This window comes from Caballeronia sp. LjRoot29 (genome assembly GCF_964252755.1).
Classification (GTDB): Bacteria; Pseudomonadota; Gammaproteobacteria; order Burkholderiales; family Burkholderiaceae; genus Caballeronia.
The window spans coordinates 45,100-62,007 of the sequence record NZ_CAXUPU020000034.1 but is presented as its reverse complement, the minus strand read 5'-3'; the positions used below and the strand labels follow the sequence as shown (position 1 = coordinate 62,007).

The 16,908-nt window shown below is 59.9% G+C and carries 11 protein-coding genes and 1 riboswitch; of the genes, 3 read left to right on the top strand and 8 right to left on the bottom strand.

Going from position 1 to position 16,908, the window contains the following annotated elements; all coding sequences use genetic code 11:
• Positions 1–85: 85 nt before the first annotated feature.
• From thiE to ACSQ83_RS28570, 4 genes are read right to left on the bottom strand one after another with little or no spacing between them, the layout of a single operon-like run.
• On the bottom strand, positions 86–1,153 hold the full coding sequence (gene thiE, locus ACSQ83_RS28585; RefSeq protein WP_436230482.1) for a thiamine phosphate synthase: 1,068 nt from the start codon (positions 1,151–1,153) through the stop codon (positions 86–88).
• On the bottom strand, positions 1,150–1,962 hold the full coding sequence (locus ACSQ83_RS28580; protein ID WP_436230481.1) for a thiazole synthase: 813 nt from the start codon (positions 1,960–1,962) through the stop codon (positions 1,150–1,152). The genes thiE and ACSQ83_RS28580 overlap by 4 nt, the downstream gene beginning before the upstream one ends.
• A gap of 23 nt (positions 1,963–1,985) precedes the next feature.
• On the bottom strand, positions 1,986–2,183 hold the full coding sequence (thiS, locus tag ACSQ83_RS28575; RefSeq protein ID WP_414952809.1) for a sulfur carrier protein ThiS: 198 nt from the start codon (positions 2,181–2,183) through the stop codon (positions 1,986–1,988).
• Between the two features lie 8 nt (positions 2,184–2,191).
• Positions 2,192–3,337: an FAD-dependent oxidoreductase gene (locus ACSQ83_RS28570; protein ID WP_414952808.1), complete on the bottom strand. Its 1,146-nt coding sequence runs from the start codon at positions 3,335–3,337 to the stop codon at positions 2,192–2,194.
• 218 nt (positions 3,338–3,555) lie between these two features.
• A riboswitch (TPP riboswitch) is annotated at positions 3,556–3,684 on the bottom strand.
• Positions 3,685–4,037: 353 nt separating this feature from the next.
• Here ACSQ83_RS28570 and ACSQ83_RS28565 point away from each other — a divergent pair.
• Both ACSQ83_RS28565 and ACSQ83_RS28560 read left to right on the top strand, forming a co-directional pair.
• A complete protein-coding gene (locus ACSQ83_RS28565; protein ID WP_436230480.1) occupies positions 4,038–5,789 on the top strand; it encodes an ABC transporter ATP-binding protein/permease in 1,752 nt (583 codons plus the stop codon).
• Between the two features lie 142 nt (positions 5,790–5,931).
• On the top strand, positions 5,932–7,173 hold the full coding sequence (locus ACSQ83_RS28560) for an MFS transporter (protein ID WP_436230479.1): 1,242 nt from the start codon (positions 5,932–5,934) through the stop codon (positions 7,171–7,173).
• Positions 7,174–7,286: 113 nt separating this feature from the next.
• Here the strand turns inward: ACSQ83_RS28560 and ACSQ83_RS28555 are convergent, their stop codons facing one another.
• From ACSQ83_RS28555 to ACSQ83_RS28540, 4 genes are all read right to left on the bottom strand, one after another.
• Entirely contained in the window at positions 7,287–8,057 is a 771-nt protein-coding gene (locus tag ACSQ83_RS28555) for a carbonic anhydrase (RefSeq protein ID WP_436230478.1), read from the bottom strand.
• Positions 8,058–8,245: 188 nt separating this feature from the next.
• Positions 8,246–9,712 (bottom strand): glutamate synthase subunit beta, encoded by a 1,467-nt coding sequence (locus ACSQ83_RS28550; protein WP_436230477.1) that lies wholly within the window; start codon positions 9,710–9,712, stop codon positions 8,246–8,248.
• A gap of 86 nt (positions 9,713–9,798) precedes the next feature.
• Positions 9,799–14,502 carry a glutamate synthase-related protein gene (locus ACSQ83_RS28545; RefSeq protein WP_436230476.1) on the bottom strand — a complete coding sequence of 1,568 codons (4,704 nt, stop codon included), beginning with the start codon at positions 14,500–14,502 and terminating at the stop codon, positions 9,799–9,801.
• 403 nt (positions 14,503–14,905) lie between these two features.
• Complete coding sequence (locus ACSQ83_RS28540) at positions 14,906–15,613, bottom strand: transposase (RefSeq protein WP_414952802.1); 708 nt, start codon at positions 15,611–15,613, stop codon at positions 14,906–14,908.
• A 248-nt stretch (positions 15,614–15,861) separates the two neighbouring features.
• On the opposite strand from ACSQ83_RS28540, the gene ACSQ83_RS28535 reads away from it, so the two are divergent.
• Positions 15,862–16,587 (top strand): OmpW/AlkL family protein, encoded by a 726-nt coding sequence (locus ACSQ83_RS28535; protein WP_414952801.1) that lies wholly within the window; start codon positions 15,862–15,864, stop codon positions 16,585–16,587.
• Positions 16,588–16,908: the final 321 nt, after the last annotated feature.

Sequence of the window (16,908 nt, the reverse complement as noted above, 5' to 3'; positions counted from 1 at the left end):
AATTATAGGGCCTCTGCATGACAGGTGTCGTGGCGGTCCCTTTCGACTGGTTTAGCGGGCTGAACTTTTTTCCGAATCCGGGGCATTATCGCCCGAATTCGTGTTGCAGCGCAGAAATGGCGGCGGTCAGATCGGGCGCCTCTGTAACGGCACGCACGACTGCTGCGCTTCCTACACCGGTTGACATAATTTGTCGCAAGACCGAGCCGTTGATCCCACCGATCGCAACGAGCGGCACGATGCCGTCGAGCAAGCGCACATACCGTGCCAAACGCGACAAACCTTGGGGCGCCGTCGGCATGATCTTGGTCGTGGTCGGGAACACGGCGCCGAGGGCGAGGTAGCTCGGCTTGAAATGCAGCGCTTTCAGCATTTCATAGTAGCCATGCGTCGACAGGCCGAGGCGCAAACCCGCTTCGGCGATCGCGTTCAGGTCGGCCGTGTCCACGTCTTCCTGCCCGAGATGCACGCCATATGCGCCGGCCTTGATCGCTGCCTGCCAATGATCGTTGATAAAAAGCTGCGCCTCGTGTTTCTTGCCGGCCGCCACCGACCGTTCGATTTCCTGTTTTAAATCGCCGGAATCGGTGGTCTTGCGGCGTAGTTGTGCCGTTCGGACACCCTGGTCGAGAACGCGTTCGACCCACTCCGCGCTTGGCAGGACCGGATAAAGACCGAGCTTGTCCGGACAAGGGGGGAACGGCTTCGACGGTGCCCCCGGTAAGTTGGCGACCTTTGGGAACGTGGAAAAATCGATGGGCCACGCGTCGAGTTGATCCAGATTGGCCGGACGCCACGCGAACGCCAGCACGAGCGCGTCGTGAGGCTCGAAACCGCAATCAAGGAACGCGGCCAGCGCGGCTGGCCAATCGTCCGACCAATCCCCTTCCAGCGCGTATTCGGCGTTATCCAGATACAGCGTCGCCCGGCCCACTTCTACTTCCAGGCGCCCAACTCCGTCCGGCAGCGGTTCATCGCCGGCGCCTACGATCAAATCTCCCGAGCGCGGATGATCCGGCTCGCTCAGGCAGATTCGCCATGACTTCGATGCGGCCGGCCACTCGCCCAGCCGCCGCCGGATTCGCTCGGCGGCTTCGAGCAGTTCATCGGCGGGCGGCCAAAACACTTCCTTATCCAGCAACACCGTACTCATACAGCACTCCCGTCTTGATGCCAGAACGGCATGCCGACCACCGGCGTGCTCGCTTGTGCGCTATCCCGTTCGGCCATTGGCCCGGCGAGATAAGCCATCCGCCCCGCTTCGACGCCCAGCGCAAACGCGCGCGCCATTTGCGGCGGAAACGTCGCTTGCGAGACGGCCGTGTTCAGCAACACGCCATCGAAACCCCATTCCATCACCTGGCAAGCATGCGACGGCACGCCAAGACCGGCATCAACGATAAGCGGTACATCCGGCAACCGCTCGCGCAACGTGCGCAATCCATAGGGATTCGTCACACCTTTCCCTGTCCCGATTGGCGCGCCCCAAGGCATCAACGCCTCGCAGCCGACATCAAGCAGACGACGGCCAATCACCAGATCTTCCGTGCAATAGGGCAGCACCTTGAAACCTTCGCGGATCAATATGCCAGCGGCTTCCACGAGGCCGATCGGATCGGGTTGCAGCGTGTAATCGTCGCCAATCAGTTCGAGCTTCAGCCACGGGGTATCGAAGAGTTCGCGGGCCATGCGCGCCGTGGTCAGCACTTCGTCCACGGTCTGGCAGCCAGCCGTATTGGGCAACAACGCGACGCCGTGACGCTTGAGGACATCGAAGAAACCGGCTTCGCCTGTGTTCGACTGGCGCCGCAACGCGACGGTGACCATGCCGGGACAGGCGGCATCGATGGAATCCGACAGCGATTGCAACGACGGATAACGCGATGTCCCCAGCAGCACCCGGCTCGGGAATGACGTGCCATAGAGCGTGAGGCTGTCCGCTGTGGTGATGGTGGAAGTCATGATTCGATTCCTTTTAATAGTGCTCAGCCGCCGGCAACCGGCGAGACGATGTCGAGTTTGTCGCCGGCCGCAAGCGCCTTCGATGCGTGTTCGCCGCGCGCGACGAATTGCCCGTTCAGGGCCACGGCGAACGGCGGCTTTGCGCCGAAGGCCGCGAGGGCGTCGGTGACGGTGGCCGCGTCGGGCACGGAAAAAGACTGCTGATTGATGTGAATGTTCATGATGAAAGTCAAAGCACAGGCGCCGCGTGTTCGCAGCGCATCAAGGCGGACCAGCGGGCCCGGCGGCGCCAGTCGTCGAAGGAATCGGGGTTGGTGATCGCGCCGCCGAGCAGCGCTTCGGCCAGCGCACGGGCGGAATCGGCGACTTCGGGCGCGATCATGTAACCGTGTCGATACAGTCCGTTCACTCGCAAGGTTCGTGCGCCGTCCCAGACAATTGCCGGACGATGGTCGGGCAAGGTCGGCCGGCATTGCGAGTTGAGTTCGAGAATGCGCGCTTCGCCGAAACCCGGATGCACCGCGAACGCCGCGCTCAGGAGTTCGAGCGCTGAGCGCACGGTCATCGGCGACATGTCTTCGCCTTCCACTTCGGTTGCGCCGATCACGTAAAGGTCGTCCTGCTTCGGCGCGATATAAAGCGGATAACGCGGATGCAGCAAACGCACCGGCCGCGTCAGGCCGATACCCGGCGCATGCACGCGTGCGACTTCACCGCGAATGCCCCTTAGCGCGGGCCATGCCGGCTTGCCGCCGAGCCCCCGGCAATCGATGACGAAATGCGCATCCGGCGGGGTATCGGTATCGATTGATGTATTCCAGTGAAGATCGACGTTACGTTCGGCCAAACCCGCTGCCAACGCTGTCAGCGCTTGCCGGTTGTCGAGCTGGCCTTCGTTCGGCAGCAGCCAGCCCTGCGGGAAACGCGTGCCAAGCGCCGGTTCCGCCGACGCGACTTGCGCGCCGGAGAGTTTGACGAAGCCATCGTGGAAAAGCTCGGCGGGCGCGTTCGCGCGCAAACGGCGCTCGAACAGCGGCGCCTCGGCGCGGTCGCCCGCATGCCAGACGACCAGCGTGCCATTGCGCTGAAAGAAGACCGGCTCCGGCATCTCGGCGATAAAACCCGGCCAGCGCTCAAGCGATGCCGCTCCGAGTTCGGTAATCAGCAATTCAGCGCTGGCGGCCTCGGCGAGCGGCGCGAGCATGGCCGCGGCGACCCACGCGGCCGATTGCGTGCCGGCGGCGTCGCCGCGGTCATACAGCGCCACCCGGTGCCCCGCACCCGCCAGCAGCCAAGCGACCAGCCGCCCGCACAAGCCCCCGCCCACGACGGCAAAATCGTCTCGCCCGGACGCTCGGGAACGAGTGGAATGCACGACGGTCTTCACAATGACAACGCCTCCTCAGCAAACGCTGCAGAACGCACGGAGCACGGCACGGAAATCGAGATAGGGGGGGAATGCCCGTTTCGAACCCTGGTTGCACGCACGGCGTACAAAACATATTTCAGGGACGAAACCACGGCGAGAAAGCGGCTAGGGAGCGCATTACTTGCGGCTCCTGCGCCAGCCAATACTGGAAGAAACTGGAAACGCGGCGGTTTCCGGAAACTTCCCTCGCCGGTATTACCCGGATCGGGTGCAAAGGGACTCTCTCAGCCTCGCCGCGCGTTTCTCCGTTGTTTTCAAGGGAGACGCGTGCCGAAGCACCCCTGTTTCGTCATCGATCATTAAAACATAAAAGCGAAACGACCCGCAAACGCGCTCCCCCACATCAGGGATCAGCCGGCGAGCCCGCGCAGACAAACTGGACAGCCTTTCCTTTCGTTGATGCTGCGCGCACTCTGGCACAATGCCGCGAATGCCCGAGTTCGTCTGCAGCCCACGCGCAAGGCCCGCCGTTGGGTTGCGATAGCTCAGCCGGACCTGGATTAAGGAACACTTAAGTCACGCCCGAAACAATGCTGCGGCGCGCGTCGTCTTTAGTGGCCTTGATCATTGGGACGGAGCAGGACCATCCGCATCGATACCGCCAAGTTACAACCTGCCGCCGAGCCGGCACGCCTTCAGGAAGCTCATGACCACCACCACTCCCGACAACACAGAACAAAACGCCGACAAAGTGTCGGCGTGGAGTCTTATCAAACCTTACTGGGTATCGGAAGAACGCGGCATTGCATGGCTTTTGCTGATTGCGATCATCGCGATCAACATGACGGTCGTGTATATCAACGTGCGCCTGAACACGTGGAGCGCGGACTTCTACAACACGCTGCAGGCCAAGAGGGTCGCTGAGTTTCCGCGCTTGCTGCTGATCTTCGCTGGCCTCGCGTTCGCGTACATCCTGCTCGCCGTGTACGGGCGGTACTTGCGGCAAATGCTCGGCTTCCGGTGGCGCCAATGGCTCACGCACCGGTACCTCGAACAATGGCTCGGCGATAAAGCCTTCTATCGTATAGAACGCGATCGTCTCGCCGATAACCCCGACCAGCGGATCAGCGACGACCTGCAGTCTTTCGCGACAACCACGTTGTCGTTGTCGCTGGATTTGTTATCCACGCTCGTCACGCTCGTGACCTTCATCACGATTTTGTGGACGCTGGCGGGCGCGCTGACCTTCTCGCTGTTCGGCACGCCGATCACCATTCCGGGCTACATGGTCTGGGCCGCCGCGCTGTACGCAGTGCTCGGCTCGCTCCTGATTCAGCGTTTCGGCCACCCGTTGGTATCGATTAATTACCAGGCGCAGAAAGTGGAGGCCAACTTCCGTTTCGGCCTGATCCGTATTCGTGAGAACGCCGAGCAAATCGCGTTCTATGACGGCATCGAGACGGAAAACACTAACGCCAAGGGTATCTTCGAAACGATCCGCCAGAACTACTGGCAGATCATGAAGTACACGCGGCGGATGACCTTCGTGCTGTCCTTTTACGGCCAGATCGCGATTATTTTCCCGATCATGGTCGCGGCGCCCCGCTACTTCGCAGGCGCCTTCACGTTCGGCGTACTGATGCAGATCAGTTCGGCGTTCGGCACGGTCAGCGACTCGTTTTCGTGGTTCATCAATAGTTATTCGACGTTGGTCGAATGGCGCGCGACCGTGAACCGGTTGCGCGAATTCAAGCGCGTGATGCGCTCCACGCACATCAAGGAAGCGATTTCGCCGGCGACCGCCCACGGCGGCATCAACCTGCATTACACGGATACGAAGGCGCTGACCACGACCGGGCTGAAGCTCGCGTTGCCGAACGGCACGCCACTCGCGACAGTCGCAGACGTGGTGGTGAAGCCGGGCTCGCGCTGGCTTGTGCAAGGTCCGTCCGGATCGGGCAAGAGCACGTTGATGCGTGCGCTGGCCGGCCTTTGGCCTTTCGGCGATGGCACCATCGACGCGCCGGTCGACGCCAAGCTGATGTTCATTCCGCAGCAAAGCTATTTGCCGATCGGCACGTTGAAGGCGGCGTTGAGTTATCCGTCGACGGCAGAAGTCTTCTCCGATGAAGACTGTCGCCAAGCCTTGCGCGCCTGCAACCTGAATGGGTACGGCACGCGTCTGGAGGAGTCGGGGCATTGGGCGAAGATGATGTCGCCGGGTGAACAACAGCGGCTGGCGGCTGCCCGCGTGTTGCTGCACAAGCCGGACTTCATGTTCCTCGATGAAGCCACCAGCGCGCTCGATGCCGAGAACGAGATGCTGATCTATACGGCCATCATCGATGCGTTGCCGAACGCCGCGATCGTCAGCGTCGCGCATCGCGAGTCGGTGACGGGCTTCCATGAGAGCCGGATCGAGATCGAGCGCGCGGGGGTTGAAAGCGCGGTGGTTTGAGGTCGAAGGGGTTGGTTAGTGTACGTATGAACGCCGTGTAAGTTTTCAAAAGCAGGTTCTTTTTGGCCTGCTTTTCTCGTTTACCGACGCACCGTAGAATGCTCCTGCGCCTGCATGGCAGGCTTTGAACGGGAGATCGGATTTGCGAGCGTTCGAGTGGTTCACCGAGCTAACGACGCGCGAGCGCCGCACGCTTTACGCAGGTTTCGGCGGTTATGCCGTCGATGCCTTCGACTTCATGATCTACTCGTTCCTCATTCCCACGCTGATTGCCACGTGGGGCATGACGAAAAGCGAAGCCGGAATGATCGCGACGAGTTCGCTGATTTCATCAGCTGTTGGCGGATGGCTCGCCGGCATTCTCTCCGACCGATACGGCCGCGTCCGCGTGTTGCAGTGGACGATCGGCACGTTTGCGTTCTTCACGTTTCTTTCCGGCTTCACGCATTCATTCGGGCAGTTGCTGGCCACGCGCACGCTGCAAGGCGTGGGCTTCGGCGGCGAATGGTCCGTGGTCACCGTGATGATGGCCGAGACCATTCGTTCGCCGCAGCATCGGGCGAAGGCCGTGGGGACCGTGCAGAGCAGTTGGTCATTCGGCTGGGGTGCAGCAGCGATTCTCTATTGGGCGTTCTTCGCGTTGTTGCCGGAAGATACCGCCTGGCGTGCGTGCTTCTGGATCGGCATCTTGCCGGCGCTGTGGATCCTCTACATTCGCCGCAATGTGAGCGACCCGGAGATCTATCTTGCGACCCGTCGGGCGCGTGATGCCGGCACTGAAACCGCCACTTTCTCCGATATCTTCAAAGGCTCGCATCTCAAGACAACCGTGCTCGGCAGCGCGTTGTGCACCGGCATGCTCGGCGGTTATTACGCCATCACCACATGGCTGCCGACGTACCTGAAAACCGAGCGTCATTTGTCCATGTTCAACACGAGCGGTTATCTCGTGGTGCTGATCGTCGGCTCGTTTCTGGGTTACGTGTTCGGAGCCATTCTCTGCGACAAGATCGGGCGGCGCGCGTCGTTCGTGCTGTTTGCCATCGGCTCGTTTCTGCTCGGGATGATCTACACCATGATCCCCATCACCGACCACGCCATGCTGCTGCTCGGCTTCCCGCTTGGCATCGTCGTGCAAGGTATTTTTGCTGGGGTTGGTGCGTATTTATCGGAGCTGTATCCAAATGCGATTCGTGGCTCGGGACAGGGGTTTTGCTACAACCTCGGGCGCGGGCTCGGCTCGTTTTTTCCGATTCTCGTGGGCGTGTTGTCGCAGGCAATGTCGCTGGTCAAAGCGATAGGCGTTGTGGCTGGGACGGGGTATTTGCTGGTGATCGTTGCCGCGTTGTTGCTGCCGGAAACGCGCGGAAAGGTGCTTGGGTGAGATGACGGGATGAAAGTGATTTATTGAGCAGCAAAGGCCGTTTAACTCGCGTTAAAGGGCCTTTTTTCTTGATGCGCGTGGTTTCTCAAACGCGATCGCTTTCCATGGTCAGATCACTCCACTTCCCATATCTCGCGCCCGTTCAGGGCTTGTACCGGCCGTTGATTGCCATGATAGAAACGATGCATGGCATCGCGTTGTTGCTGAGTGATAGTCATCGATTCCTTGAACTCGATCCACGTCACGCCTTCCGAACATGGCGGCGTGGTCAGCGAACCGCTGTAGGTGTAATAGCCCGTTTGTTTGGGCAGCAACTCGAGCGGGTTGACCATCACGGCGTCCACCTTGAACTCGGCCCCCGGCTCTTTCGGAATTCGGTCCAGCATCGCCTGGATGACAGGGTTAGGTTGGGCACCTATCTTGAATTGAACAGCCAGCACGAGGAGCTTGCCATCTGAGGAGCGATGGACGAGATGTGCGTCCATCGCGCTGTCCTTGCCGGCGAAATGTTCCTCGCCCGGGGAGTGGAAGTGGAATTGGACGAGCTGGTAGGCCTGATCGCCGAGGGTGATGCTGTCGGTGCCGGGTGTTGCGTTGAACTGAACTGCGTGGCCGGTGTTGATGATATCGATGGGGAGCGGCTGACAGTTGATCTTGAGGCGGGGCATATCGGCTGGGGCCTTCTTTGCACCATCGATATTGATCGGTGACTCAGCACGACCGCTTTCGCAAGCGTGGAACGCTTCGCTCATTGCGCCCCAGTGGGCAGGGCCGTGTTCGCCGTCGTAGGTCCAGCCATGACCCGCGGTTTCAGCCGATGCAGTGAGCGAAACGACGGCGGCAAATAGGAACGCGCCGCTGGACAAACGTTTGATGTTGGTCATTCCATGCCCCTGAAATTGTGAGGGCATGAGCATGCGCTGATAGGCATGCGGGGGATATCGGAGAAGTCGTAATAGAGGCGGACGGAAACGGAAACATTGGCGAGCGAGGTTCAATCAGAACCGTCAATAAAAAAACCGGGTTCAACATCGAGCCCGGTTTTTCAACGACCATTCGCGGGAGAAAAATCTCAACGCGGCAATTCACTAGATCCCATCAAAAACGCATCGACCGAACGCGCGCACTGCCGTCCTTCGCGGATCGCCCAAACCACGAGCGACTGGCCGCGCCGCATATCGCCGGCGGTGAACACCTTTGGCACCGACGTAAAGTAAGCCTTCTCCCCTTCGGTAGAAGCCTTCACATTCCCACGCGCGTCCTTGTCCACGCCGAACGCTTCAAGAACCGGCGACGTGGGCTGCGTAAAGCCCATCGCGAGCAGCACCAGATCGGCTTTCATTTCGAACTCCGATCCCGCCACTTCCTGCATCTTCCCGTCCTTCCATTCCACGCGCACAGCGATCAGCTTTTCGACCTTGCCGTTCTTGCCTTCGAAGCGCTTCGTCGCGACCGACCAATCGCGCTCACAACCTTCCTCGTGCGATGACGACGTCCGCAACTTGATCGGCCAGTACGGCCAGACCAGCGGCTTGTTCTCGGTCTCAGGCGGCTGCGAAAGCAACTCGAACTGCGTCACGCTCTTCGCACCATGCCGATTCGATGTTCCGACACAATCCGAACCCGTATCACCGCCACCGATCACCACAACGTGCTTGCCCTTGGCGATCAACTGATCGACAACCGTATCGCCAGCATTGACCCTGTTCTGCAGCGGCAGGAATTCCATCGCGTAATGAATGCCTTGCATTTCACGTCCAGGCACTGGCAGATCACGCGGCGTTTCCGACCCGCCCGCAATCACGACAGCGTCGAACTCTTCGCGAAGCTGATCAGGCGAAATGGTTTCACGCGATGAATTCGCGATATGCCCCGGCAGCGGATCCTTGCCGATAAACACATTGGTCTTAAACGTCACGCCTTCGGCTTCCATCTGCCGCATGCGGCGATCGATCAGCCACTTTTCGAGTTTGAAATCGGGGATGCCATAGCGCAGCAATCCACCGACGCGATCATTCTTCTCGAACACCGTCACGTCATGCCCGGCACGCGCGAGTTGCTGCGCAGCGGCCAATCCGGCGGGACCCGATCCGACCACGGCCACCTTCTTGCCGGTCTTGTGCTTCGACGGCAACGGGGCGACCCAACCTTCGGCCCAGGCTTTATCGATGATCGCGTGTTCGATCGACTTGATGCCGACTGGATCGTCGTTGATACCGAGCGTGCAAGCCGTCTCACACGGCGCCGGACAAATGCGCCCGGTGAACTCGGGGAAGTTGTTCGTGGAATGCAGCACATCAATGGCCGTCTTCCAGTTTTGCTGGAACACCAGGTCATTGAAGTCCGGGATGATGTTGTTCACCGGACAGCCGTTGTTGCAGAACGGAATGCCGCAGTCCATGCAGCGCGCGCCCTGGATCTTCGCGTTCTCGTCCGACAGCGCGTGAACGAATTCCTTGTAATGCTTGACGCGAGCGAGCGGCGCTTCGTACGTCTCATGCTGGCGCTCGAACTCGAGAAAACCGGTTGCCTTGCCCATGTGGTTCTCTTTCTCTGTATTTGGGGGTTAATCCACCCTTCGACGTTCAAGGTCGAAGGGCCGTACTAAGTCAGATCAGCGAACACTCAAGCCGCGATCGCATCCTTCGCTTTCTTCGCGCCCAACTCGCCAAGCGCACGCTTGTACTCGGTCGGGAAGACCTTCACGAATTGACGACGCGACGCGTCCCAGTTCTCCAGCAACGCTTTCGCGCGCGTCGAACCGGTGCACTGGAAGTGCTGCTCGATCAGGTCCTTGAGCAACGCTTCGTCGGTCTTGCCGGTGTGCCACAAAGCCCGATCCACGGTGCGTTCCTGTTCTGCCTGCTGCAAGACAGGATCGAGCGCGACCATCGCCTTGTTGCACTTGCCACCGAACGTGCCGTCTGCATCGAAGACAAATGCCACGCCGCCCGACATGCCCGCCGCGAAGTTGCGCCCGGTTTCGCCGAGCACCACCACCGTGCCGCCGGTCATGTATTCGCAACCGTGATCGCCGGTGCCTTCAACGACCGCCGTCGCGCCCGAGTTACGCACCGCGAAACGTTCGCCCGCGACACCCCGGAAATACGCATCGCCTTCAATCGCGCCGTACAACACCGTGTTGCCGCAGATGATGTTTTCCTCCGACTTGCCGCGGAAATCGTTAGTCGGGCGAATGATGATGCGCCCGCCCGACAGACCCTTGCCGACGTAATCGTTGCCATCGCCGACGAGGTCCAGCGTGATGCCCTTCGCCAGGAACGCACCGAAGCTCTGCCCCGCCGTGCCCTTCAACTGGATATGAATCGAGTCGTCGGGCAAGCCGTCATGACCATACTTGCGTGCGATCAAACCGGACAACATTGCGCCGACCGTGCGGTTCACGTTGCGCACTGGCTGGATGAACGAGACGTGCTCACCCTTCTCGATAGCCGCTTTCGACTTCTCGATCAGCACATGATCCAGCGCCTTCTCAAGCGCATGATCTTGCGTTTCAACATGCTTCGTCGCGATGCTGCCGTCGTTCGGCACCTGATAGAACACCTTCGAGAAATCCAGGCCCTTCGCTTTCCAATGCTCGACGCCCTTCTTCGTATCGAGCAATTCGGCGTGACCGATCAAATCGTCGAACTTGCGGATGCCCAGCTGCGCCATGATTTCCCGCACTTCTTCAGCGATAAAGAAGAAGAAGTTCACCACGTGTTCCGGCTGGCCCGTGAACTTGGCGCGCAGCACCGGATCTTGCGTCGCGACGCCGACCGGGCACGTGTTCAGGTGACACTTGCGCATCATGATGCAACCCTGCACGACGAGCGGCGCGGTCGCGAAACCAAATTCATCGGCGCCAAGCAGCGCACCGATCACCACGTCGCGGCCGGTCTTCATCTGACCATCGGCTTGCACGCGGATACGGCCACGCAGGCGGTTGAGCACCAGTGTTTGCTGCGTTTCGGCCAGACCCAGTTCCCACGGCGTACCGGCGTGCTTCAGCGATGACAACGGCGAAGCGCCCGTGCCGCCATCGTGACCGGCGATCACGACGTGATCGGCCTTAGCCTTGGCAACGCCGGCGGCAACGGTCCCAACGCCGACTTCCGACACCAACTTCACCGACACGCTCGACGACGAGTTCACGTTCTTCAGATCGTGAATAAGCTGCGCCAAGTCTTCGATCGAATAAATATCGTGGTGCGGCGGCGGCGAAATCAGACCCACGCCCGGCACCGAATATCGCAGCTTGCCGATGTAATCGCTGACCTTGTGACCCGGCAGTTGTCCGCCTTCGCCCGGCTTCGCGCCCTGCGCCATCTTGATCTGGATCTGATCAGCCGACGACAGGTATTCCGCCGTCACGCCGAAGCGTCCGGACGCAACCTGCTTGATCTTCGAGCGCAGAGAATCGCCGTCTTTCAACGGAATGTCCGTGACGACTTCTTCGCCGATAACGGAGCGCATGGTGTCGCCGTTCTTGATAGGAATGCCGCGCAGTTCGTTGCGATACCGGTTTGCATCCTCACCGCCTTCGCCCGTGTTCGACTTCCCGCCAATCCGGTTCATGGCCACAGCCAACGTGGCGTGCGCTTCGGTGCTGATCGAACCCAGTGACATCGCGCCGGTGGCGAAACGCTTGACGATTTCCTTCGCCGGTTCCACTTCGTCCAAAGGAATCGCCTTCGCCGGATCGACCTTGAACTCGAACAAACCGCGGAACGTCATGTGACGCTTGGTCTGGTCGTTGATCAGGTGCGCGTATTCCTTGTACGTCTGATACGAGTTGCTGCGCGTGGAATGCTGCAGCTTGGCGATGGCATCCGGCGTCCACATGTGCTCTTCACCGCGCACGCGATACGCGTATTCGCCACCGGCATCGAGCATGGTCGCGAGCACGGGGTTCTCGCCAAACGCCTCGCGATGCAGGCGAATTGCTTCCTCGGCCACTTCGAAGATGCTGATCCCGCCGACCTTCGATGCCGTGCCCTTGAAGTACTTCTCCACGAGTTCACTGGACAGCCCGACCGCTTCGAAAATCTGCGCGCCGGTGTACGACATGTACGTGGAAATACCCATCTTCGACATGACCTTGTACAAGCCCTTGCCGACCGCCTTCGTGTAGTTGTAGATGGCTTTATCGGCGGAAAGATCGCCCTTCAGGCCTTCGGCCATTTGTGCGAGCGTTTCCAGCGCCAGGTACGGATGCACCGCTTCCGCGCCGTACGCGGCAAGCAATGCGAAGTGATGCGTCTCGCGCGCCGACCCCGTTTCCACGACCAGACCCGTGCTCGTGCGCAGACCGTGCTGCACGAGATGCGTATGGATGGCGGACGTGGCAAGCAGCGCCGGAATAGCCAGGTTGTCGCGATCCATCTTGCGATCGGAGACGATCAGCATGTTGTAGCCGGACCTGACTGCATCCACGGCTTCCGCGCACAGCGAAGCGAGGCGCGCTTCCACGCCTTCGTTGCCCCACACGACCGGATAGCAGATGCTCAACTCATACGAGCTGAACTTGCCGCCAGTGTATTTATCGATAGCGCGAATCTTCGCGATGTCCTTGAAGTCGAGCACGGGCTGCGAGACTTCGAGACGCATAGTCGGGTTGATGTTGGTCGTGTCGAGCAAGTTCGGCTTCGGGCCAACGAACGACACCAGCGACATCACCATGTTCTCGCGGATCGGGTCGATCGGCGGGTTCGTGACCTGCGCGAAGAGCTGCTTGAAGTAGTGATACAGCGTCTTGTTCTTGTTGGACATCACCGCGAGGGGCGAGTCATTCCCCATCGAACCGACGGCTTCTTCGCCCAGCTGCGCCATCGGCGCCATCAGGAACTTGACGTCTTCCTGCGTGTAGCCGAACGCCTGCTGCCGGTCCAGCAAAGCGGCCGCCTCACGACGCTGCGTTTCGACTTCCTCGGCCTTCGGCTCGATTTCATCGAGCTTGATGCGCACAGCGTCGATCCAGCTCTTGTACGGCTTGCCGTTCGCGAGATTGTCCTTGAGTTCCTTGTCGTCGATGATCCGGCCTTGCTCCATGTCGATCAGGAACATCTTGCCCGGCTGCAGACGCCACTTCTTCACGATCTTCGATTCCGGCACCGGCAACACGCCCGATTCCGATGCGAGGATCACGAGGTCGTCGTCCGTGATGACATAACGCGCCGGACGCAGGCCGTTACGGTCCAGCGTGGCGCCGATCTGACGGCCATCCGTGAACGCGATCGCGGCGGGGCCGTCCCACGGCTCCATCATCGCGGCGTGATATTCGTAGAACGCGCGGCGGTTGTCGTCCATCAGCGTGTGCTGTTCCCACGCTTCCGGGATCATCATCATCATGGCGTGGACGAGCGGATAACCTGCCATGACCAGGAGTTCAAGGCAGTTATCGAACGATGCCGTGTCCGATTGGCCCGGATAGATCAGCGGCCAGAGCTTCGGCAGGTCGTCGCCCAGCACGTAACTGGCGATCGCGCCGGTCCGCGCGTTCAACCAGTTGACGTTGCCCTTCACGGTGTTGATTTCACCGTTGTGCGCGATCATCCGATACGGGTGCGCGAGTTCCCACGCGGGGAACGTGTTCGTGGAGAAACGCTGGTGCACGAGCGCGAGCGCGGAGACGGTGCGTTCGTCCTGCAGGTCGCGGTAATACACGCCAACCTGACCGGCCAGCAGCAGACCTTTATAGACGACGGTACGCGCTGACATGGACGGCACGAAGTATTCCTTGCCGTGCTTGAGCTTGAGCGCCTGGATCCGATGGCTTGCCGTCTTGCGGATCACGTACAGCTTCCGCTCGAGCGCGTCGGTCACCACAATATCCTTGCCCCGGCCAATGAAGATCTGCCGGATCAGCGGCTCGCTGGCCTTCACGGTCGGCGAAATCGGCATGGTGGCGTCGACGGGGACGTCACGCCAACCGAGCACCAGCTGACCTTCGGCCTTCACCGTGCGCTCCAGCTCCTGCTCGCATGCGAGACGCGACGCATTCTCCTTCGGCAAGAAGATCATGCCGACGCCGTACTCGCCTTCCGGCGGCAGCGTCACGCCCTGCTTCGCCATTTCCTCGCGATAAAACCCGTCAGGAATCTGGATCAGGATGCCCGCGCCGTCGCCCATCAGCTTGTCGGCGCCGACAGCGCCGCGATGGTCGAGGTTTTCGAGGATCTTCAGACCCTGCTCGATGATTTCGTGGCGTTTCTTGCCCTTGATGTGCGCAACGAAGCCGACGCCACAGGAGTCGTGTTCGTTCTCTGGGTCATACATGCCCTGCGCGGCGGGAGCGGAACCGAGAGTCGGCGGCAGTTGATCGTTCATGGGTCACCGTGTTCTGTGGGGGGCCGCGGGCGGCCGTTGAACATGTTTTTGCTTGAGCCTTGCTGCTTACATGCTGCTCGTGTGCTGCTTCTATGCGCTGCTCGCGTCTTTCGGGAGGCCAAGACCCTGAACCTGGGCGAAAAACACGAAGCGATGATCGCAAGCCGGTCGTGCAATTTGACGCATCGCGTCACGAACAGCCGGAAAACGAAATATACGCGATGAATCAAAAAGTTGGCAATCAAAACGCGTTGATCTGACACCTATTATCGAGTTGGTGCACGAATGCTCCATTTAATTAGTGTCATATCAATTCTGATGAAATAAAACGGCATGCCGATTTTTGTCGTCATGCCGTTCAGTCATTCTTCGGGGACTCTTCAGTTCCGGCGTAAAAGCTCCGTTAACGGGTCTGAGGAGTCTCGCGAATCTTGCGCGGCCGGCCGCGAGGCAGCGGAGAGACCCGACGGTTAGCGGCGCGCCCGGCCCACTCGCGGTAGGAATCGCTGCCGAGCACCCAGCCCTTGAGCGTCGCCTGAAGCAGCCGGTTCGCTTCGCGTTCATCGAGCGGCTGTTCGCACAGCTCCGTATAGGCGCGCTGGCGCTCGAAAGGCGTGTTGCCGAGCTTCCAGTACAGCGGGTGGTCGGTGATCAGGCTGTCGAGCGTCAAGCCGATGTGATGGCGGTAGCTGGACCATTTGTAGTCTTGCGGCAGGGTGGCAAGTTCGGCGTGTACGGGCGCCATCTCGACCACCCGGCTCGCCAGCAGGAAGTAGGTTTCACCTTCGATCACCGTTGCGCGGTAGCGGCCTTCCCACAAGGTTCCGCGACGGGCATAACGGCGATTGAAATGGGCAACGTAGCGCCGGCCGACCGCCTGCATGGCTTTCGGGAGGCTCGCTTCGTCGCGGGGAGTGACGAGCAGATGTACCGCGCCTGGCATCAGCGCATAAGCGTGGATGGCGAGATGGTGGTCGCGGGAGGCCGTGCGCAGGCATTCGATAAAAAGCTCGTAGTCCGGAGCTTCGACGAAAGCGGGCTGCTGGTCGAGACCGCGCAAGATGACGTGCTGCGGCTGTTCGGGAACGTAGAGTCGTGCTAGCCGTGCCATGCTGGATTTTCCGTTAGTCGAGCGTTGGTCGGGTATTCCGGCGGTCCGTCAAAGCCACATTCTGGGCCACCTTTAGATTTTTCGTTCAAGTCGTGCAAGACATGCGTCAGCGGGAAAAGTCAGGGGCCTGGCACCGCGCTAATCCAATTAGAGCCCGCATTCTTCTTAGGGAAAACGCTCTGAGGCGAAGCATGGTTTGTTTCAAATGTTCTGTTCATAATTAGCGTGCTTTTTCGGAGGAGCACTCAATGAAAATAAAACGGGTAGTTACGGGGGTCGCCGCGTTTGCGTGCGTGTCTGGCGCGGCACATGCCCAGTCGGCGAACACTTTCTACGTCACTACAGGCTGGTTCCATTTCGCTCCTATTTCCAGTAGCGGCCCACTCAAGGAAACAAGCGTAGGCGGATCGCCAATCGGCATTGAAGTACCTAACACCGGCGCAAGTCTCTCTAGCGGCGACACCGCAGGCTTCACGGCCGGCTACTTTGTCACCGACCATATTGCCGGCGAATTCGTTCTTGGCATTCCACCCAAATTCGACTTGCAAGGTGAAAAGGGGTATTCGCAATATGGCAACCTCGGTTCGGCCAAGCAGTGGAGCCCGACACTGTTGCTGAAGTACTACTTCATGCAGCCCCAATCGAAGATTCGCCCCTACGTGGGTATTGGCGTGACGCGCGTGTGGTTCACCGACGCGAAGATTACGAATTCTGCCTTCGAAGCCAACGTACTGCATGGTCCGACCGACGTATCGACGGATAGTTCGTGGGCGCCCGTGTTTAATGCAGGCCTTACTTACTCGTTCAACGAGCACTGGTTCGCCGGTTTCTCGATCTCCTTCGTGCCCCTCCACGCCACGGCCAAGCTGACAACCCAGGCGCAGACGCCGGTTGGCGAGCTCACCGTGAAGTCGGAAGCAAAACTGAAGCTGAACCCGATCGTGACGTACTTGAACGTCGGGTATCGGTTCTAGGCGCGGTTCTAAGCGCGGTTCTAAGCGCCGCTCAAGTTTTCAGCTGTTCCGTCAAAGCAAGTCATCAAACAAACGCCGTTGCGAGGAATCCTCGCAACGGCGTTTGTCTTTCCGCGCTTGTAAATATGACTCGCATCGAGCCATTTTCCGGGTTGATCCGGGGAGTTTCTACTTTTCCTGATTCTTTCCTTTTCGCTGGATGCCTTGCGTGACAACGCGCAAGCGTGCAATGTTGAACGCCGCGCGCTAACCGGCATCCAACTTGCTCACCTTTTGTTTTTCCGCACTTTCGCGGCCCATCCACGATTCACCATCGACGGA

Excerpts from the sequence above, each read along its gene's own strand:
- thiE (WP_436230482.1), bottom strand. The coding sequence starts at position 1,153 with ATGAGTACGGTGTTGCTGGATAAGGAAGTGTTTTGGCCGCCCGCCGAT.
- ACSQ83_RS28580 (WP_436230481.1), bottom strand. The coding sequence starts at position 1,962 with ATGACTTCCACCATCACCACAGCGGACAGCCTCACGCTCTATGGCACG.
- thiS (WP_414952809.1), bottom strand. The coding sequence starts at position 2,183 with ATGAACATTCACATCAATCAGCAGTCTTTTTCCGTGCCCGACGCGGCC.
- ACSQ83_RS28565 (WP_436230480.1), top strand. The coding sequence starts at position 4,038 with ATGACCACCACCACTCCCGACAACACAGAACAAAACGCCGACAAAGTG.
- ACSQ83_RS28555 (WP_436230478.1), bottom strand. The coding sequence starts at position 8,057 with ATGACCAACATCAAACGTTTGTCCAGCGGCGCGTTCCTATTTGCCGCC.
- ACSQ83_RS28550 (WP_436230477.1), bottom strand. The coding sequence starts at position 9,712 with ATGGGCAAGGCAACCGGTTTTCTCGAGTTCGAGCGCCAGCATGAGACG.
- ACSQ83_RS28545 (WP_436230476.1), bottom strand. The coding sequence starts at position 14,502 with ATGAACGATCAACTGCCGCCGACTCTCGGTTCCGCTCCCGCCGCGCAG.
- ACSQ83_RS28540 (WP_414952802.1), bottom strand. The coding sequence starts at position 15,613 with ATGGCACGGCTAGCACGACTCTACGTTCCCGAACAGCCGCAGCACGTC.
- ACSQ83_RS28535 (WP_414952801.1), top strand. The coding sequence starts at position 15,862 with ATGAAAATAAAACGGGTAGTTACGGGGGTCGCCGCGTTTGCGTGCGTG.